The sequence below is a fragment of the Rhodococcus sp. IEGM 1381 genome (assembly GCF_030056795.1).
GTDB lineage: Bacteria > Actinomycetota > Actinomycetes > Mycobacteriales > Mycobacteriaceae > Rhodococcoides.
Genome location: NZ_JASHKQ010000001.1, coordinates 1 through 17,744, shown reverse-complemented (window position 1 = coordinate 17,744; position 17,744 = coordinate 1). Strand labels below are relative to the sequence as shown.

At 64.1% G+C, this 17,744-nt stretch carries 19 protein-coding genes; 7 read left to right on the top strand and 12 right to left on the bottom strand.

Features of this window, described 5'->3' with window-relative positions; all coding sequences use genetic code 11:
* Nucleotides 1–6: 6 nt before the first annotated feature.
* The 4 genes from QM797_RS00095 to mihF are packed head-to-tail and all read right to left on the bottom strand — an operon-like array spanning nucleotide 7 to nucleotide 2,713.
* Complete coding sequence (locus QM797_RS00095; RefSeq protein WP_283273104.1) at nucleotides 7–663, bottom strand: GntR family transcriptional regulator; 657 nt, start codon at nucleotides 661–663, stop codon at nucleotides 7–9.
* 13 nt (nucleotides 664–676) lie between these two features.
* Nucleotides 677–1,849, bottom strand: coding sequence for a cation:proton antiporter (locus QM797_RS00090; RefSeq protein ID WP_283273103.1), 1,173 nt, complete (start codon nucleotides 1,847–1,849; stop codon nucleotides 677–679).
* A 19-nt stretch (nucleotides 1,850–1,868) separates the two neighbouring features.
* Entirely contained in the window at nucleotides 1,869–2,351 is a 483-nt protein-coding gene (locus QM797_RS00085) for a cation:proton antiporter regulatory subunit (protein ID WP_283273102.1), read from the bottom strand.
* A gap of 47 nt (nucleotides 2,352–2,398) precedes the next feature.
* Complete coding sequence (mihF, locus tag QM797_RS00080) at nucleotides 2,399–2,713, bottom strand: integration host factor, actinobacterial type (protein WP_008712632.1); 315 nt, start codon at nucleotides 2,711–2,713, stop codon at nucleotides 2,399–2,401.
* Nucleotides 2,714–3,080: 367 nt separating this feature from the next.
* On the opposite strand from mihF, the gene QM797_RS00075 reads away from it, so the two are divergent.
* On the top strand, nucleotides 3,081–4,133 hold the full coding sequence (locus tag QM797_RS00075; RefSeq protein ID WP_283273101.1) for an alpha/beta hydrolase: 1,053 nt from the start codon (nucleotides 3,081–3,083) through the stop codon (nucleotides 4,131–4,133).
* A 16-nt stretch (nucleotides 4,134–4,149) separates the two neighbouring features.
* Here the strand turns inward: QM797_RS00075 and QM797_RS00070 are convergent, their stop codons facing one another.
* Both QM797_RS00070 and QM797_RS00065 read right to left on the bottom strand, forming a co-directional pair.
* Nucleotides 4,150–5,064 (bottom strand): oxygenase MpaB family protein, encoded by a 915-nt coding sequence (locus QM797_RS00070; protein ID WP_283273100.1) that lies wholly within the window; start codon nucleotides 5,062–5,064, stop codon nucleotides 4,150–4,152.
* A gap of 3 nt (nucleotides 5,065–5,067) precedes the next feature.
* On the bottom strand, nucleotides 5,068–6,564 hold the full coding sequence (locus QM797_RS00065) for an aldehyde dehydrogenase family protein (protein WP_283273099.1): 1,497 nt from the start codon (nucleotides 6,562–6,564) through the stop codon (nucleotides 5,068–5,070).
* Nucleotides 6,565–6,693: 129 nt separating this feature from the next.
* Between QM797_RS00065 and QM797_RS00060 the strand changes: the two genes are divergently transcribed.
* Nucleotides 6,694–7,350: a GntR family transcriptional regulator gene (locus tag QM797_RS00060; RefSeq protein ID WP_283273098.1), complete on the top strand. Its 657-nt coding sequence runs from the start codon at nucleotides 6,694–6,696 to the stop codon at nucleotides 7,348–7,350.
* 22 nt (nucleotides 7,351–7,372) lie between these two features.
* Here QM797_RS00060 and QM797_RS00055 read toward each other — a convergent pair whose 3' ends face one another.
* From QM797_RS00055 to QM797_RS00045, 3 genes are read right to left on the bottom strand one after another with little or no spacing between them, the layout of a single operon-like run.
* Entirely contained in the window at nucleotides 7,373–9,739 is a 2,367-nt protein-coding gene (locus QM797_RS00055; RefSeq protein ID WP_283273097.1) for an FdhF/YdeP family oxidoreductase, read from the bottom strand.
* Nucleotides 9,740–9,787: 48 nt separating this feature from the next.
* Nucleotides 9,788–10,048 (bottom strand): acyl-CoA-binding protein, encoded by a 261-nt coding sequence (locus tag QM797_RS00050; RefSeq protein WP_032379982.1) that lies wholly within the window; start codon nucleotides 10,046–10,048, stop codon nucleotides 9,788–9,790.
* Between the two features lie 28 nt (nucleotides 10,049–10,076).
* On the bottom strand, nucleotides 10,077–10,649 hold the full coding sequence (locus QM797_RS00045; protein WP_283273096.1) for a TetR/AcrR family transcriptional regulator: 573 nt from the start codon (nucleotides 10,647–10,649) through the stop codon (nucleotides 10,077–10,079).
* A 23-nt stretch (nucleotides 10,650–10,672) separates the two neighbouring features.
* Between QM797_RS00045 and QM797_RS00040 the strand changes: the two genes are divergently transcribed.
* The gene (locus QM797_RS00040; RefSeq protein ID WP_283273095.1) at nucleotides 10,673–11,605 is read left to right on the top strand and encodes an oxygenase MpaB family protein; all 933 of its coding nucleotides are present in this window, start codon (nucleotides 10,673–10,675) and stop codon (nucleotides 11,603–11,605) included.
* Between the two features lie 29 nt (nucleotides 11,606–11,634).
* Nucleotides 11,635–12,417, top strand: coding sequence for an alpha/beta fold hydrolase (locus QM797_RS00035; RefSeq protein WP_283273094.1), 783 nt, complete (start codon nucleotides 11,635–11,637; stop codon nucleotides 12,415–12,417).
* A gap of 9 nt (nucleotides 12,418–12,426) precedes the next feature.
* Here QM797_RS00035 and QM797_RS00030 read toward each other — a convergent pair whose 3' ends face one another.
* Entirely contained in the window at nucleotides 12,427–13,743 is a 1,317-nt protein-coding gene (locus QM797_RS00030; RefSeq protein WP_283273093.1) for a class I SAM-dependent methyltransferase, read from the bottom strand.
* Nucleotides 13,740–15,185 (bottom strand): FAD-binding oxidoreductase, encoded by a 1,446-nt coding sequence (locus tag QM797_RS00025; RefSeq protein ID WP_283273092.1) that lies wholly within the window; start codon nucleotides 15,183–15,185, stop codon nucleotides 13,740–13,742. Before QM797_RS00025 ends, QM797_RS00030 begins: the two co-directional genes overlap by 4 nt.
* A gap of 257 nt (nucleotides 15,186–15,442) precedes the next feature.
* Between QM797_RS00025 and QM797_RS00020 the strand changes: the two genes are divergently transcribed.
* Nucleotides 15,443–15,877 (top strand): SRPBCC family protein, encoded by a 435-nt coding sequence (locus QM797_RS00020; protein WP_283273091.1) that lies wholly within the window; start codon nucleotides 15,443–15,445, stop codon nucleotides 15,875–15,877.
* Between the two features lie 30 nt (nucleotides 15,878–15,907).
* Here the strand turns inward: QM797_RS00020 and QM797_RS00015 are convergent, their stop codons facing one another.
* A complete protein-coding gene (locus tag QM797_RS00015; RefSeq protein WP_283273090.1) occupies nucleotides 15,908–16,558 on the bottom strand; it encodes a hypothetical protein in 651 nt (216 codons plus the stop codon).
* A 133-nt stretch (nucleotides 16,559–16,691) separates the two neighbouring features.
* On the opposite strand from QM797_RS00015, the gene QM797_RS00010 reads away from it, so the two are divergent.
* Entirely contained in the window at nucleotides 16,692–17,030 is a 339-nt protein-coding gene (locus QM797_RS00010) for a YbaB/EbfC family nucleoid-associated protein (protein ID WP_317805430.1), read from the top strand.
* Between the two features lie 9 nt (nucleotides 17,031–17,039).
* Entirely contained in the window at nucleotides 17,040–17,648 is a 609-nt protein-coding gene (gene recR, locus QM797_RS00005; protein ID WP_032379989.1) for a recombination mediator RecR, read from the top strand.
* Nucleotides 17,649–17,744 lie beyond the last annotated feature (96 nt).

Genomic DNA, 17,744 nt, shown 5'->3' with positions numbered 1-17,744 from the left:
TAGCGCTCACCCGCGATGCGCGATCAACCTCTCGGCGCCGTCTGTGAATTGTTGCTTCATCAATTCGCAGGCGGCGTCGATGTCGTTTCGAACCAGAGCCTCGATGAGCTCCTCGTGGTTGCGCACTGCTGCCCGTCCCCACTCGCGGTCGGTCGCGTACAGGCGGGTGGGGGTGTAGCGGGTGGCGTTGTTGAGAAACCATGCCAGCTTGGCCGAGTCGGCCAGTCGGTTCAGCACACGATGGAACTCGAATTCGATGTTCTCGACGTCCTCGGCCCGGCCGTTCTCGACGGCAGTCGACAGCGCTGCGGTGAGTTCCGCGAGCTGGTCCAGTTCGGTCTCGGTGATCTTCGGTGCCGCCCGGCGCACCAGTTCGACGGCGATCCGTCCCTGCAACCAGAAGATGTCGACGATGTCGTTCGGTGTCAGCGGCGACACCACGTACCCCCGATGCGGAACCAGTTCGACTATGCCCTCACCCCGCAACGTCAGTAGGGCTTCGCGAACCGGGGTGACGCTCACCCCGAGTTCGGCGGCGGTCTCGTCGAGTCGAATGAAGTCTCCCGGGCTCACTTCGCCGGACATCACTCGGTGCCGGACGTGGCTGGCCACCTCCTCGGACAACTGCGGCCGTCGCCTCAGAGCCGTCCGCTTCTCTGCCATGTCGAAAAGCCAATCACACCGCGGGCTTGGTGCGAAGCAGGACCTTCGCGACCGGTTCCACCACGCGGGCGGCGATCGGTCCCAGGATGGCCATCAGCAGCACGTACGCCGTCGCCAGAGCCGCCAGTTCACCCTCCACCGCGCCTGCGGCCACGGCGAGCCCGGCGATGACGATGGAGAATTCTCCGCGCGCCACCAGCGCCGCACCCGCGCGTAGTCGGCCCGGTCTCCCGATTCCCTGACGCCCCGCCGCCCACCAGCCGGTCGCGACCTTCGTGGCTGTCGTCGTGACCGCGAGCACGACCGCCCAGCCCAGTACCGGTGGAATGGTTGCCGGGTCGGTGCCGAGCCCGAACACCACGAAGAACATCGCCGCGAACAGGTCGCGGAGTGGTTCGAGAATGCGGGTGGCGTTGTCGGCCGTCGACCCGGAGATCGCGATGCCGAGCAGGAATGCACCGACAGCTGCGGAGACCTGCAGTTCCGACGCGATGCCTGCGACCAGCAGAGCCGACCCGAGGACTTTGAGCAGGACGACCTCGCGGTCGGGACTGTCGACGATGGCGGAGACGAATCTGCCGTAGCGCAGCGCGACCACGAGCACGAAGGTGATGACCAACAGTGAGATTCCGAGGGCTTCCAGACCGCCGAGGAAGCTCACTCCGCTCAGTACTGCGGTGAGGATCGGCAGGTAGATGGCCATCGCCAGGTCCTCGAACACCAGGATGGACAGCACGACGGGAGTTTCGCGGTTTCCGAGTCGGCCCAGATCGGTGAGCACTTTGGCGATGATGCCCGACGACGAGATGTAGGTGACGCCGCCCATCACGAGCGCTCCGACTCCGCCCCAGCCGAGGAGCAACGCGACCACTGCACCAGGGGCGAAGTTCAGTGCGATGTCCACCAGCCCGGCCATCCAGGATCGACGGAGCCCGGTGACGAGTTCGGCGGCGGTATATTCGAGTCCGAGCAGAAGCAGCAACAGGATGACGCCGATTTCGCTGGCGATCTCACTGAACTCGCCGATGCCGCCGAGGTCAATTATGCCGCCGTTGCCGAATGCGAGACCGCCGAGCAGATAGAACGGGATGGGGGAGACACCGATTCGCCCCGCAAGACGAGCGAGAAGTCCGAGAACGAAGAACACTGCGCCCAGCTCGGTGAGGGCAAGGGCGCTCTCGGCCACTGCTCAGCCCCGACTGATCTCAGGCATTGCCGAGTAACTTGGCTGCTGCGTCCAGTCCCTCCGCAGTACCGACGGCGACCAGCAGGTCACCAGCGGCCAGCGTGAAGTCTGGGGTGGGGGAGGGCTGTACCTGGCCGGCGCGCATGACAGCGACGACCGATACCCCGGTTTTGGTGCGCATGGTGGTGTCGCCGAGTGTGCGGCTGACGAACCGTGAATTCGCGCGAATGGGAAGTTGGCGAGTGTTGATTCCGGGAAGGTCGCGATGCTCTTCCCCGAGCTGAGCGATGAGTTGCGGCGACCCGAGCAGATTGCCCAGGGCCGCCGCTTCCTCATTGCTCAGCGTGATCGATGCCTGCGTCGCATCGGGGTCGTCCTTGCGCGAGACGATCAACTCGTTCGCGCCGTCCTTGCGGGTGATGACGCCTATGCGGCGCCCGGAAGCGAGGGCGAAATCTTTCCGCACCCCGATTCCCGGCAGCAGGGTCACTTCGACGTTCATGGTCGAAATGCTAGCCCTGCAGGTAACGCGTTATCGCAAGTTGCGAATCAGGATGCGACGGCAGCCAGCAGTGCTTCGCGCTGGTTGGCACCGAGGCCACCGATACGGCGGGTATCGGCGATGGACAGCTGCTCGAGCAGCTGTGCGGCGCGCACGGATCCAACACCCGGCAGGGCCTTGATCAGGGCGGACACCTTGGTCTTCTTGACGATCTCGTCGTTCTCCGCCTTGGCGAGAACGTCAGCGACGCTGAGTTCGCCGGACTTGACGGATGCGAGCAGCTTCGACCGCGCAGTGCGTGCCTCGGCCGCCTTGGCCAGCGCCGCGGTGCGCTGTTCCGGTGTCAATACTGGTAAAGCCATGGCCTGTTCTCCTCGATTGTGGTGACCCGTCGCTCGTTGACAGGTCTCGACCCTCTTGCATCGTGCCTGGTGGCTCTTCCAATCTAACCGAACAACACGGATGTCATTCACGGTCGAGCCACCGAACCTTCCCAGCCAGGCTACGTCCTATCCGATTCGCGGTGTGCCCCGACCAGCACTTCGGCCCATCCGGACCCCGCAAAAGCGGGTGTTCGACGCCTCGTATCGGGTCGTCAGACCGTTGCCGGGGCGTAAGACTTCCTGAGGGAGACCTCGAGAACCTTGCCTCTCGCGTTGCGCAATCGGCGACCGTGCATCGGTGGTCGTGCAGTATCCGAACGGGCGGTCGGATTGTTACCCTGGCTGCATGCTGCACACCGGACGACTGCTCGCCGCACTGGCCGCGTCGATGCTCCTTCTCGTCGGCGCGGGTACCGCGGCCGCTGCTCCGATCAACGTCCCGTGGTCGCCGGACGACGCACTCGACTCCGAAGTGAGCTTCGAGTCCGGTGGCATCACCTTCTACGGCAGCCTTCGCATGCCCGTCGGCGAAACCCGCGGCGTCGCATTGGTACTGCCGGGCAGTGGGCCGACCGATCGCGACGGAAACTCGGGTGATCTGCAGCTGAACACCACCGCATACGTTGCCGACGAGCTGTCCCGACGCGGCATTGCGAGCCTGCGATTCGACAAGCTCGGTAGCGGCAGTACCGGACTGGCCGGTGTGGATCCCAACAACCCTCCCGGTTTCGACGCGCAGGTCGACAATGCTGCGGACGCACTGGCATTCCTGCAGCACCGGACGGGTGTCGGGGCGGATCGCACGACGGTGATCGGGCACAGCGAGGGTGCGCTGACGGCACTGCGTCTGGCCGATGCCGACAGTGGGGCGTTCGCCCACGTCGGCCTGCTCGAGCCGTTATCGATCCGCTACCTGGACCTGCTGACCGCTCAGATCGATCGCAACATCGGCGAAGCCGTGGCAACGGGCCAGTTCACCGAGGAGCAGGCCTCCTCGTCCCGGGATCGCTTCGCCCAGGCCGTCGCCGATATTCGCGCGGGGCGGGCGTTGTCCGCCGAGCCCGACCCGATCGTCGACGGTCTGGGATTGCGGCAGAGCGCCACCTTCCTGCGCGAAGCCGATGCGACAGACCCAGCGAATCTGGCTGCCGCACTCCCGGACTCGTACTCCTCGTTCCTGACCTGCTCGGACAAGGACCTCAACGTCTCCTGCGGCCAGGTCGAGAACGTCCGAGTGGCCTTGGGGCACACCGACCTCGCCTTCGCGCACTTCGCCAACAGCTCGCACATGTTGGGCGAGCTCGGCCCGCTACCCGCGGATCCGAACACCGCTCTTGCACCGCTGCCGCTCTCGTCGGAGTTTCGCGATGCGTTCGGTAGGTGGGTGGACGGACTCTGACTCGTCGAGTTCGCAGTTACACCGAGATTGCCGGCGCTCTTCCCGCACAACTGCGAACTCGAGGTGAGGCCAGGGTGCCCAGATCGCTCGGCTGATAGCCGACGGGGTATCCCGGATAAGTCTTGTTGGTCGCATCGGCGGTGACCCGCGACCGAGTCCGCTTGGGGAAGAACCGCTCTACCCGGGCCCTGGCACGCAGAGCCCGCACGGCGACTCGTTCAACGGTCGTCGAACCCGCCGGGAATCCGAAAGCATGGGCCATCCGGTCGTCCAGCAGCGCGAACACTCCCTGCTTCACCGCGGGCGTGAGTGCGGCGGGAAACCACGAGCAATAGAGATCGAGGGTGTAGGTGCCGATGCGTCGATTGTCCTCGCTGAACCGGAACGTGCGTTCCTCGTAATCGAGCTTGAACTGTGCGAACTCGGTGTACGACTCGGGAATGTCCTTGATTCCCATGCGTTTACCCACTTCGCTGTAGAAATGGAAGGTCGCGAGCCGCTCCTTGGGATGCAGGCGACGCCAGCCGTAGGTGTCGATCCACTCGATCGGCTCGTAGATGAACGTCGTCAGCACATACAGCATGTCGTCGTTGGAGATGTCGTACTGCGCGTGCATCCGATTGACCACCCGAAGCGATTCGCGGCCCCGCTCGGAGTCGTACCCGTGCTCGAGCATCTCGGCCATCAGCAATGCGGTGTCGTCGTACCGCTTCTGTGGACGCTTCTCGAACTCACCCGTCTCGGCGAGCAACGCGGAAATCGTCGGCACACAATAGGTACGGAACAACGCGAATTCGAGTGCGCGCTGGTAGTCCCACGGGAACTCGTACCCGGCGGTGATGCGGTGAATCGTCTGGCAATCCCGCACCGGGTCGAGTTCCTCGATGCGGGCGAGCCAGCCGAAGCGCCCCCGCTTCGGCGTGATCTCCATGGGTCAGCCCCGTCCGTGCCGAAGCTTCAGTGCCAGAACGGAGAGCTTCATGTTTCGTGCCTTGCGCTTCATCGTCAATAGGTTCACCGGAGCTGCAAAGCTCTGCACCGTCATCGACTTGACGGTGCTGAACTCTCGCAGACCGTCGGCCCCATGGATTCGGCCGAATCCCGAATCGCCCGTGCCGCCGAACGGCAGCGCCGGAACCCCGGCGAACCCGAGAACCGAATTGACCGTCACGACACCGCAATCGAGCTTCTCGGCGGCGCGTCGACCCACTGCCTCGTCCTGGGTGAACACCGACGTGCCCAGTCCGTACTTCGACGCATTGGCGCGCTCGATGGCCTCGTCGAGATCGCGCACCCTGTTGACCACGACGGTCGGGCCGAAGGTTTCCTCGGTGATCGCAGTCGAATCCTCGGGCACATCGGTCAGGATCACCGGGTCGATGTACGGCCCGTGCAGCGACTCGAGTCCGCCGACAACGGCTTTGCCGCCCCTGGCCAACGCGTCCTCGATCTGGCCTCGCACGATCTCGCTCTGCTTGCCCAGCGTCATCGGACCGTAGGACGACGTCTTCGTTCCGCCGGGCTTCAATGCCCGGACGGCGGTGGTGAATTCGGCGACGAACCGGTCGTACACCGGGGCCGCGACGTAGATGCGCTCGACGCCCGCACAGGTCTGGCCCGCATTGCCCATGGCTCCGAACGTCGCGAATTCCACCGCGGCAGCGATGTCGGCGTCCGAGTCGATGAGCATCGCGTCCTTGCCACCGCATTCGGCGATCAGGGGTGTCAACGACTTCGCGCACGTGGCCATGACCTTCTTGGCGGTGGCGGTGGATCCGGTGAACGCAATCTTGTCGACGCCGGATTCGACCAGGGCGGTGCCGGTGGAACCGTCGCCGGTCACGGTCTGGAAAACGGGGTGCGCAGCGGCAAGGGAAGCCCACTTCTCGGCCAACCACACTCCGACGCCGGGAGTGAGTTCGCTGGGCTTGAACACGACGGTGTTGCCGGCGGCGAGTGCATACGCGATCGAACCCATCGGGGTGTAGAGCGGATAGTTCCACGGTCCGATGACCCCGACGACGCCGAACGGGCGGTAGCCCACGTACGCCTTTTGGTTGACCGCGAGCAGGCCCGATCCGACCTTGCGCTGCCGAAGTGTCTTCTCGGCATTGCGCGCCGCCCAATCGATGTGTTCGACGCCCAACATGACCTCGAGCAACGAGTCCTCGTCGGGCTTGCCCGTTTCGGCGGCGATGACGGCAGCGAGGCTCGCGGCGTCGCGGGCGATGGCGGACTTGAATTCCAAAAGCCAGCGCTTGCGTCCGGCGAAGCCCTGAGTGTCCCACCAGCGCGCGGCCGACCGGGCGCGCGCGACGACTGCCTCGACCTCGGTGGCGTCTGCAATCGGATACGTCGCGAGGGCGACACCTGTTCGGGGGTCGAGGCTTTCGAAGGTGCTTACGGTCGTTCGTTCGATCTGGTCCGTCACGGCTTCAGTCCTCCAGCAGATCGCATCACATATATTTGATGTGATTCAATGTTGTCCAGGCCACACTATGCGTCACCCTCGGTTGCTACAACCCCCGCCGCCCGGCCGCTCAGGAGCAGGAGCGAATTCATGAGCCTCGATCTCAACCGCACTGCGTCGTCGAAGCGTTCGATTCCGCGTCGGCCGCAGTTGTCCGAGGATGTGGCCGGGAGCATTCGCCAACAGATCGTCACGGGAGTGCTGCAACCCGGCTCCTTCGTGCGGATCGACGAGGCGGCGGCCGAGCTCGGTGTCAGCGCTACTCCCGTCCGGGAGGCGCTCGTCGCATTGCGCGGTGAGGGACTGGTGGAACAGGTGCCGCACCGCGGCTACCGAGTGAACGAATTGTCGCCGCAGGACGTCGACGACATCTTTTGGCTGCAGGGCACCATCGCGGGCACACTCGCCGGCCGTGCGGCGAGCGTCATCACCAGCGAGCACCTGGAATTACTGACCGCGCTCAACGAAGGTCTACGCAACGCCGTCGCCGGTGCCGATACCGAATCGGTGGAGTACTACGAGTTCGAGTTCCACAAATGCGTCAACAAGGTCGCAGGCGGAATGAAACTGGCGTGGTTCCTGCTCGGCGCAGTCAGGTACACGCCGCGGCTGTACGCAACCAACGAAAACTGGGGTGCGGACGCGGTGCGAAGTCATGAAGAATTGATTGCGGCTTTCGTGCGACGCGACGCCGAGGCGGCGAGCGACGTGATGCGCCGTCAATTCCGGAAGTGGGACATTCGCTAGAACGACCCACTTCCGGAACCCGTCAGCTCAGGTGATGCGGCTGCGGGTGCGACTTGTGGCCCTCGTCCGATCCCTCGTTGTCCTGATGACCGTTCGCCGTGCCCTGCATACCCGTTCCTGCCGGAACCATCGAGATGATCACCGACTTCGAAGTGGGGGTGTTGCTGTGCAGCGCAGTCGAATCCAGCGGGATCAGCGGATTGGTCTCGGGGTAGTACGCGGCGGCCGACCCGCGCGGGGTGTCGTACTCGACGATGCGGAACGACGGTGCGCATCGTTCCACGTCGTCGTCGTCCCACTTGGTGACGAGGTCGACCATGTCGCCGTTGCGGTAGCCGAGCGCCGAAATGTCTTCTCGGTGAACGAAAATGACGCGTCGGCCGTTCTCGATACCGCGGTACCGATCGCTGAGGCCGTAGATGGTGGTGTTGAACTGATCGTGGCTGCGCAGCGTCTGCAGAATCAGATGGCCCGTTGGAACGTGCAGCACGTCGATCGGTGAGACGGCGAACTCGCCTCGGCCGCTCTTGGTTTCGAACGTCCGGCTATCGCGCGGCGGGTGCGGAAGGACGAAGCCGCCGGGGCGTCGAACATTGACCTCGTAGCCCTCGCATCCGGCGACGACGCGAGAGATGTGCTTGCGGATGTTGCGGTAGTCGTCGCGGAAACCCTTCCAATCGAGCCCGTATCGGTCTCCGAGTGTCGCCTCGGCGATGCCGCTGACGATCGCGACCTCGGAACGAAGGAACTCGCTGGCCGGCTCGAGCGGCCCGCGAGAAGAGTGCACCGAGCAGGTGGAATCCTCGACCGAGATCCATTGCTCACCACTGGCTTGCACGTCTTTTTCGGTGCGTCCCAGGGTCGGCAGAATCAGGGACGTCTCGCCGCAGACGAGATGGGATCGGTTGATCTTCGTGGAGATCTGCACCGTCATCCGCATGTTGCGCAGCGCCTGGAACGTCACGTCGCTGTCCGGCGTCGCCTGGACGAAGTTGCCGCCGAGTCCGAGGAAGAAATGCGCTTTGCCGTCGCGCATGGCCCGAATGGAATCGACGGTGTCCAGGCCGTTCTCGCGCGGCGGCTCGAAATCGAATTCCGCGGCCATGGCGTCGAGGAAGGCCACCGGCGGGCGCTCCCAGATGCCCATCGTCCGGTCGCCCTGCACGTTCGAGTGGCCACGCACGGGCAGCAGGCCGGCGCCGGCCCTGCCGATGTTGCCTTGTGCGAGCGCGAGATTGGTGACTTCCTTGATTGTCGCGACGGCATTGCGGTGCTGCGTCAAGCCCATGGCCCAGCAGAAGACGGTGGCCTTGGAGTCGCGCAGCATCTCGGCGGCCTCGGTGATCTGAGCGACCGTCAGTCCGGTGACCTCGGTGACGAGATTCCAGTCGACCTCCGCGACGTGCGCCTTCCACGCGTCGAAGCCGACGGTGTACTGGTCGAGGAACTCGTGATCTAGTGCATCCCACTTCACCAGCAGCGAGCCGATGGCCTGGAAGAGAGCGAGGTCGCCGTTGATTTTGATCGGCAGGTGCAGATCCGACAGATCCGTTCCCGGTCCGATCATGCCGCGCGGGGTCTGTGGGTTCTTGAAGTTGAGCAGACCGGCTTCGCGAAGTGGGTTGATGGACAGAATCTTTGCGCCGTTCTGCTTGGCCATCTCGAGGGCCGAGAGCATGCGCGGGTGATTGGTGCCGGGATTCTGGCCGGCCAGGATGATCAGTTCGGCAGTGTGGACGTCGTCGAGCGTGACGCTGGCCTTGCCGATGCCGATGGATTCCTGCAGAGCGATGGACGTCGACTCGTGACACATGTTGGAGCAGTCGGGCATGTTGTTGGTGCCGAACGACCGAGCGAACAACTGGTACGTGAACGCGGACTCGTTGGAGGCGCGACCCGAGGTGTAGAAGATGGCCTCGTCCGGACTGGCCAGGCTCTTCAACTCGTCACCGATCAAACGGAACGCGTCGTCCCATTCGATGGGCTCGTAATGGCTGCCGCCGGGCAGCTTGATCATCGGGTGCGTGATCCGGCCTTGCTGGCCGAGCCAATGCTCGGTGTGGGAGTCCAGCTCGGCAATGCTGTACTGCGCAAAGAACTCCGGGGTCGCCCGCGTTGTCGTCGCTTCCTCGGAAACGGCCTTCGCACCGTTCTCGCAGAATTCCGCCGCGTGGCGATGGCCCGGATCGGGATCGGGCCACGCGCAGCTCATGCAGTCGAAACCCTCGGCCTGGTTGAGCTTGAGCAGCGTCTGAGCGGTGCGCTTGGGGCCCATGTGCCCGAGCGCACGCTTCATCGACACTGCGACGGCGACGGGCCCTGCCGCGTGGGTCTTCGGCTTCTCGATGTCGAGCTCGGCCTCGTCGACGTCGCTGTCGGTGCGTCTCATGCGGGTCCCTTCGTTGCGTTACCCCCGCACTCGACCATAGCCGTAGGCTCAGCCGGCGAGGAGCTTGGTCACCAGATCCACGTACTGCTGCTTGGCCGAATCCTGGCTCGTACCTTCGAGCTTCGCCCAGGCATCGAACTTCGCGCGGTTCACCATGTCCAGTCGTCCGGGCCGTTTACCCGACGCATCACCGATCGAACCCTGCTTGTAGAGCGAGTACAGGCTCAGCAGATCGTCGTTGCTCGGCTTGGACGTGAGCTTCTTGACGTCTACCTGCGCATCGGCGAACGACTGGTCGAGATCGGACATGAAAGAGCTCCTTCGGTTAGAGGTGGTGTCATCCTCGCACGGAGGCATCGGAAATCAGCCGAATGCAGTGCGCCACGAGGGCTTCGCGGGTGACGGTGACGGTGCCGTCGAGGTAGCCGATGAACAGGGCGGTCAGGGCCCCGACGGTTCCCACGGCGATCAGCTGTCGGTCTTCGGTGTCGGGAAGTTGCGACTGCACCAACTCGACGAAACCGGGCAGCAGATCGAGACCGCGTCGGCTCAGCGCCGGTTCCGACAACGGCGCGATCAGCAGCACCCGCCCCGTTCGCGGTTCGTCGATGATGAGTTCGACAAATGCTCGGACCGGCGCGGCGATGGTGTCCTCGGGGGTGGCCGCCGCCGTGACGGCGTCGAGCAAAGCGGTCTGCGCTCGCGATCCCACCCACGCGTACACCGCCCGGACGAAGGTGTCCCGGTCGGTGAAGCTCTCGTAGAAGTATCGCTCGGTCAGTCCGGCGGTTCGGCAGACGGCGCGCACGTTGACCGCCGGACCGTCCGGCGAGCCGAGAAGCTCGACCCCCGCGGCGAGCAATGCGTCGTACCGCTTGGATCTACGCTCCTCCAACTGTTGACTACGCATGTTGTCAACCCTAGTCTGACAACATGCGTAGTCAGAGTGATCGTCCGGTCCCGCTCGGTCCTGATTCGCTCACCTGGAAGTACTTCGGCGACTGGCGAGGGATGTTGCAGGGCGTCTGGGCAGGATCGATGCAGAACATGCACCCCGGCCTCGGTGCCGGTGTGGAGCAGCATTCGACGTTCTTCGACGAGCGCTGGCAGCGCCTGTACCGATCGCTGTATCCCATCGGCGGGGTGGTGTTCGACGGCGATCGGGCCGAGGAGACCGCGCGACAGGTCCGCGGATATCACACGAACATCAAGGGAATCGACGCCAAGGGCCGCAAGTACCACGCCCTCGATCCCGACACGTTCTACTGGGCGCACGCCACCTTCTTCATGGGCACGGTGCTCACCGCCGACCACTTCATGGGCGGGCTGACCGAGGAACAGAAAGTGCAACTGTTCGACGAGCACGTGCAGTGGTATCGCCTCTACGGCATGAGCATGCGTCCGGTGCCCGCGACCTGGCCCGAGTTTGAGAAGTACTGGAAGCACATGTGCACACACGTGTTGGAAGACAACATGGCCGCCCGCGGGGTACTGGATCTGTCGAAACTGGGACCACCGCCGTACGCGGCCTGGCTGCCGGATCGAGTCTGGGTGGTGCTGCGGCGTCCGGTGGCCGCGTTGATGGTCTGGATCACCGTCGGGCTCTACGACGAGCCGGTGCGCGAACTCATCGGCTTTCGCTGGTCTGCGCGGGACGATCAGCGGTTCGCGCTGTTCGGGAGGGCGGTGAACCTGGCGTTCGGGCTGGTGCCTCCGCGTCGTCGACTGCACCCGCGTGGCCGGGCCGGGTGGGATCGCGCTCTCGGCCGAACTTCGGCGACATCACCGCTGGTGCACACGCCGGCTCGTAATCTCCCACCTGTCGCGCGTCGCTCGAATCCGACGCACTACAGCCCGAAGGTGTAGTTCGACGGGCTCGGGGTACATGCCGGGGTATGTACAACGTCAGAACCGGACGCGGTAAGCCGCTTGTCCTCGTGCACGGGCTCGGATCCTCGCATCGTAACTGGGACCCGATCGTCCCCGCTCTCGCCGCGTACCGAGAGGTCATCGCCCTGGACCTGCCCGGATTCGGGCAGACTCCGCCGCTGCCCGAGGTCTCGATCGCGACCCTGAGGGACGCGCTGCGTACGTACCTCGACAACGAGGGACTGTCCGACGCCGATCTCGTCGGCAGCTCGATGGGCGCACGCATGGTCGTCGAGCTCGGCCGCCGTGGTCACCGAGGCTCGATGGTGGCACTCGATCCCGGCGGGTTCTGGAACGACCGTCAGGTGAAGATCTTCGGGGCCACGATCACCGCGTCGCTGGCCCTGATGAAGAACGTGCAGCCGCTCGTTCCCTTCCTGGCCGGCAATCCGGTGACGAGAACGGCTGCGCTGGCGCAGTTCTCGGCTGCGCCGTGGAAACTGCCGAGTGGATTGGTCGAACGGGAGCTGAAGGGCTTCTCGGCCAAGACTTCACCGTCACTGGACGCCGCACGCAAGGCCTTGATCCACGGGCCGAAGCAACTCGGTGCACCGAAGGGGTCGTTGCAAGGGTCGCTACTCATCGGTTGGGGTCGTCAGGACAAGGTGACGACGCCCAGCCAGGCAAAGGTGGCGTTGGAGCGATTCCCCGACGCCACCCTGCACTGGTTCGACAAGTGCGGACACTTTCCGCACTGGGATCAGCCCGTCGAGACGGCTCGAGTCATTCTGCGCGCGACGGGCCGATAGTCACATCGGTCAGCCGTTCCACCAAGGCCGCAGTGGCACGTTCGCCTGTCCCTTCGGTCCGAGCTTGACGGCCAGAACCTGGTGCAGCTGAACCACATTGCGCTCGAATCCCAAGCGGGAACCGGCCATGTACAGGCCCCACACGCGGGCTGTTCCCTCGCCGGCTTCGGCGACACACGCGTCCCAGTTGTCGACGAGATTCTGGCACCATCCGGCGAGGGTCAGCGCGTAGTGCTCGCGCAGGTTCTCCTCGTGGCGGACCTCGAGGCCGACGTCCTGGATTTCGGTGATGATGCGTCCGGAGCCGGTGAGCTCCCCGTCGGGGAAGACATAGCGGTCGATGAAGCTGCCCGCTTTGGCGTGAGAGCGATTGTCGGGCCGGGTGATCGAGTGGTTGAGCAGTCGACCGCCGTCCCTCAGCTTGGACTGGATGAACGAGAAGTACGACGGGTAGTTGTGCACCCCGATGTGCTCGGTCAGCCCGATCGACGAGATGGCGTCGAAGTTGGTCTCGGGTACGTCGCGGTAATCGGAGAAGCGCACCTCGGCGAGGTCGGAGAGGCCCTCCTCGGCGATGGCCTTCTGTGCCCACGCGGCCTGCTCCTGGGAGAGCGTCACGCCGATCACCTGGACGCCGCGGCGGGCTGCGTAGCGCACCATGGAACCCCAGCCGCAGCCGATGTCGAGCAGACGATCGCCCGGCCTCAGGCCGAGCTTGTCGAACACCAGCCGATACTTGTTCTCCTGCGCACCTTCCAGGGACTGATCGACGGCCTCGAACGCCGCACACGTGTACGTCATCGAGGGTCCGAGCACCATCTCGTAGAAGGCGTTGGACACGTCGTAGTGGTGGTGGATCGCTTCTGCATCGCGAGTCTTGGAGTGGCGCAGACCTTCTGCGATGCGACGCCACCGCGGAATCGCTTCCTGGGGCGGGGGAGCGATGGGCCGCAACACATCCCATCCCAGCGAACGGGCGATCGATGTCAGCGTCATCGCCGAAGGTCGACGGAAGTGCATCTCGTCGCCCATCAGCGCGATCAACTCGTACGGGTCGCCCGGATGGACGCCGGTGGCTTCGAGGTCACCCGAGACGTAGGCGCGCGCTATGCCGAGATCGCCGGGAGCGGTTGCGAGATAAGTGGTTCCGCGTTGGCTCTTGAGATTGAGGCCGATCTTTGCGTCCTCGGGTCCGGCGGTACTGCCGTCGTATGCGGTGAAACGCAGTGGGATGTTGCCGTCGGAGATCAGTTCCAGAATCTCCGAGATCTTGAGCTTCTGGCTGCTGTTCACCGTTCGACTACTCGAGTCCTTGAACGTCGTCATTTGCGTTGCACCGCCTTCGAGTACAAATCCAACAATCGGGTTTCGGGATCATATTTCTTTTTCAGCTCGATGTATCTGTCGCCGCCGTACAGTACGGCGAATTCATCCTCGGTGTAGTAAGCGTCCGAGTACAGCGATTTATGCCCGTCGAAGTCGGTGACTTTCTTCTCGATGGCGCGGTTCGCGGCACCCTCGGGTTCGCCGGCGACGATCGGTACCGACGACCAGAAGCCGATGTTGACGTACGTGCGCTTGGGCTCGAGCGGGTACAGCGGCCACGGCCGTGCCGGATTTGCCCCGGGTGCCGCTGGCTCGCGAAGACGCAACGGGCACAACCACAATGGCTCGATGGGGATGTTGTCGAGGAACCATGCCACGAAGCCTGCGGTGTGTTCGATCGGAACTTCGACATCCTGCACGACGCGTTCGCGTGGCGGATTTCCCTTGCGCTTCTCGAGTCGATCAGCGATGTCGTACTTACGGTCGAGGCCGATCAGCTTCCAGTAGAAGCTGCTGCGGCGATACTTGCGCGGCCAGAAGCGTCGAATCGTCGGGTTCTGTGTTCCGAATGCGCGAGAGCACCAGAACCAGTCGGTGTCCCAGCGCCACAGGTAGTCGTGAATGGTCAGCCGGTCGATCTTCGGTGTGTCCGAATCGTGCTGGATCGAGCGGTAGAAGATGTCCGCACCGGTGTAATCGCTGACCGGACCGGGTTGGTCGGTCTGAAGGCCGAGCGTGAGGTAACTTTCGTCGGCGCTGAAGACCACGCCGTCGAGGTATTGGACCTCGATGCCGTCGTATTCGCGGTGGGTGACGATGGTGTCCATCGTGGACTGAAGGGTCTGAAGGTCGTGGAATCGTAAGTGGCGCAACGCGACATACGGCAGCACGGGCTGGAGCTGGATCTTCAGCCGAGTCGAGTAGCCGAGGGTCCCGTAGGAATTGGGGAAGCCCCAGTAGAGATCCGCGTGTTCGCCCTCGGGCGTTGCGGTGACGATCTCGCCGCTGCCGGTGAGGACGTCGATCTCGAGGACCGACTCGTGCGGGAGTCCGCTGCGAAACGACGTCGACTCGATGCCGAGGCCGGTGACGGCTCCGCCGAGGGTGATCGTTTTGAGCTGCGGGACGACGAGGGGGGCGAGACCGTAGGGAAGCGTCGCGTCGACGAGATCCTCGTAGGTGCACATGCCCGCGACGTCGGCGGTGCCTGCGGCGGGATCGACGGTGATGACTTTGCCCAGGCCGGACACGTCGAGTCCTAGGGTGTTCGATGTCGTCCTGGCCCGAAACAGGTTGGACGTCTTCTTCGCCAGACGCACCGTCGCATCGGCGGGGATCGCTCGATAGCTGCGAAGCAACTGCTCGACACCCGACCGGTGCGCTGCGTAACCGCTCTCCCTCGGTTCTGGCCGTCGTCCGAGAAGAGCATCTACTGAAGCCACGTATAGACGCTATATCTCGTACCGCCTGGTATCCACCGGCGTTGCCGTCCGAGCAGTGAAACTTCACGCAACTGTTGCCGAAACAGGGCGATGAATCGTCATAATTCAGACAAAATGGTTGCATCATGCATGTGTTTTGCCCGGCGTGAATTTTCTTTGTGAGGCACGCCACATGCTGTTCGACGCGATGCCGGACGTGACCGCTCGGCGAGGCAGGATGACTACACATCCCGTTCGCTATCGAAGGAGAACGTTCCGTGGCTCAGGTCAGTGCATCCAGTTCCGTCTCCATTGCAACCACACCGGATCGGGTGCTTGCCGCCCTCGCCGACTACGAGACGGTGCGCCCCCGCATCCTGCCCCAGCAATACCGTGACTACGAGGTGGTCCAGGGTGGTCAGGGAGACGGAACGGTGGCGAAGTGGACCCTGCAGGCCACCGAGAAGCGAGTGCGCAACGTCGCCGCGACGGTCTCGGTCGCCGGATCGACCATCACCGAACGGGACGCCAACTCCACCATGGTCACCACCTGGTCGGTAGCCCCGGACGGCGGCGGTACCGCGGTCACCACGACGACGGAATGGAAGGGCGCGGGCGGAATCGGCGGGTTCTTCGAGAAGACCTTCGCGCCGCTCGGCCTGAAGAAGATCCAGGCCGCGACGCTGGAAAACCTGCGTCGCGAGTTGATCTAGTTGGGTCGTTCCGCAGGCTCCACTCCTGCCCTAAGCCTGCTCGAAATCCGGGGCTGCGATCAACGTCAGGGTTCCGACCACCACCGTGCGCATCGACCACAGAAACATCCCGTCGGGTCCGCGGTCGATTGTGTCGTAGGCCCCGGGCAGGGTGTCGAGGTCGGTGCGGGCGGCGATCGCGTCGTCGTACTCACGATCGCGTCGGGCATCGTTGTAGACGATCTCTGCCAATGCAATCGCGTGCTCGACGACGGTGATGACGGCCCACGTCGCCTGCTTGGGGGTGAGGTCGTAGCGCCGTCGGTAGCGCGTCTGCACGACGTCGGCCATCCGAATCGCGTCGATGGAACTGGGAGTCAGACCGATCAGATACTCCGCGATGCCCGGGTTGGAGTGAACCAGCTCGCGCATCGCGGAGGCGAGTGTCAGCAGAGCGTCGTCCATCGGTTCGTCGTCACCGGGAAGCGGCGGCGACCACCGCCGCAGAATCTCCTCCGCCACCAGGGCTTTGAGCGCACATAGATCGTCGATGTTGTTGTAGATCGCGACGATCGAGACGCCCAGGCTCTCGGCCACCGACTTCACCGTCACCTTGGGCAGAGTCAGCGCAATGCCCGCCCCGGCCATGGTCTCGGGAGTTACCCGACGCTTGCGAGGGGAGGGAATCGCAGGCAGCGTCATGCCCCACAGGCTACGGGTGGTCAGAACTGACGGATCCTCAGCGGGGCGCAGCATCGGGTCGTGCGGCTGAGCGTCGCTCAGCACCGTGCGACTACGCTGTTGTTCGCTTCGACCCACGCGAGAGGACGGCACAGTGCAACCCGGTGAGCAGCCCGACATGGCATCGATCCTGCAGCAGGCCCAGCAGATGCAGCAGCAACTGATGGCCGCCCAGGCCGAGATCGCGGAAACCGAAGTGACCGGCCAGGCGGGCGGTGGACTCGTCGTCGCTACCGTCAAGGGGACCGGTGAGGTGGTCGGACTGACCATCGACCCCAAGGTCGTCGACCCGGACGACATCGAAACGTTGCAGGACCTGGTGATCGGTGCGATCGCTGATGCGTCGAAAGCGGCGCAGAACGTGGCGAGCGAAAAGCTCGGACCCCTCGCCGGTGGTCTCGGTGGCGGCTCGCTCGGACTACCCGGCTTCTAGGCCAGAAGAGTGTACGAAGGTCCGGTACAGGATCTGATCGACGAACTCGGCAAGTTTCCCGGGGTCGGTCCGAAGAGCGCTCAGCGCATAGCTTTTCACCTCTTGGGCGTCGAACCTCCCGAGGTGGATCGGCTCATGCGCGCGCTGCAGCGTATCCGTGACGGCGTGCAGTTCTGCATCGTCTGCGGCACGGTCTCGGACAAGGAACTGTGCCGAATCTGCGCGGATTCGCGTCGAGACAGATCGATGATCTGCGTCGTCGAAGAACCCAAAGATGTTCAGGCCGTGGAACGTACGCGAGAATTCAAGGGTCGCTACCACGTGCTCGGCGGAGCGCTCGACCCACTCAACGGAGTGGGCCCCGATCAGCTCCGCATCCGAGAGTTGTTGACCCGCGTGGGAACTCAGGACGATGGTGTCGACGTCACCGAGGTCATCATCGCCACCGACCCCAACACCGAGGGCGAAGCAACCGCCACCTATCTGGTCCGCATGATGCGAGACTTTCCCGGCCTCGCCATCACCCGTCTGGCCTCGGGCCTACCGATGGGCGGAGACCTCGAGTTCGCCGACGAACTCACGCTGGGGCGTGCCCTGACCGGTCGGCGACGTATGTAGAGCGGCTTCGCCGCACGTGAACGGAACTTCGTAGCAGGGGTCGGGCGGATTCGAGCGGTGGTTGCAACGTGCCTGATCATTAGGGATGTTTGCAAT

Excerpts from the sequence above, each read along its gene's own strand:
- QM797_RS00095 (WP_283273104.1), bottom strand. The coding sequence starts at position 663 with ATGGCAGAGAAGCGGACGGCTCTGAGGCGACGGCCGCAGTTGTCCGAG.
- QM797_RS00085 (WP_283273102.1), bottom strand. The coding sequence starts at position 2,351 with ATGAACGTCGAAGTGACCCTGCTGCCGGGAATCGGGGTGCGGAAAGAT.
- mihF (WP_008712632.1), bottom strand. The coding sequence starts at position 2,713 with ATGGCTTTACCAGTATTGACACCGGAACAGCGCACCGCGGCGCTGGCC.
- QM797_RS00075 (WP_283273101.1), top strand. The coding sequence starts at position 3,081 with ATGCTGCACACCGGACGACTGCTCGCCGCACTGGCCGCGTCGATGCTC.
- QM797_RS00070 (WP_283273100.1), bottom strand. The coding sequence starts at position 5,064 with ATGGAGATCACGCCGAAGCGGGGGCGCTTCGGCTGGCTCGCCCGCATC.
- QM797_RS00060 (WP_283273098.1), top strand. The coding sequence starts at position 6,694 with ATGAGCCTCGATCTCAACCGCACTGCGTCGTCGAAGCGTTCGATTCCG.
- QM797_RS00055 (WP_283273097.1), bottom strand. The coding sequence starts at position 9,739 with ATGAGACGCACCGACAGCGACGTCGACGAGGCCGAGCTCGACATCGAG.
- QM797_RS00050 (WP_032379982.1), bottom strand. The coding sequence starts at position 10,048 with ATGTCCGATCTCGACCAGTCGTTCGCCGATGCGCAGGTAGACGTCAAG.
- QM797_RS00045 (WP_283273096.1), bottom strand. The coding sequence starts at position 10,649 with ATGCGTAGTCAACAGTTGGAGGAGCGTAGATCCAAGCGGTACGACGCA.
- QM797_RS00040 (WP_283273095.1), top strand. The coding sequence starts at position 10,673 with ATGCGTAGTCAGAGTGATCGTCCGGTCCCGCTCGGTCCTGATTCGCTC.
- QM797_RS00035 (WP_283273094.1), top strand. The coding sequence starts at position 11,635 with ATGTACAACGTCAGAACCGGACGCGGTAAGCCGCTTGTCCTCGTGCAC.
- QM797_RS00030 (WP_283273093.1), bottom strand. The coding sequence starts at position 13,743 with ATGACGACGTTCAAGGACTCGAGTAGTCGAACGGTGAACAGCAGCCAG.
- QM797_RS00015 (WP_283273090.1), bottom strand. The coding sequence starts at position 16,558 with ATGACGCTGCCTGCGATTCCCTCCCCTCGCAAGCGTCGGGTAACTCCC.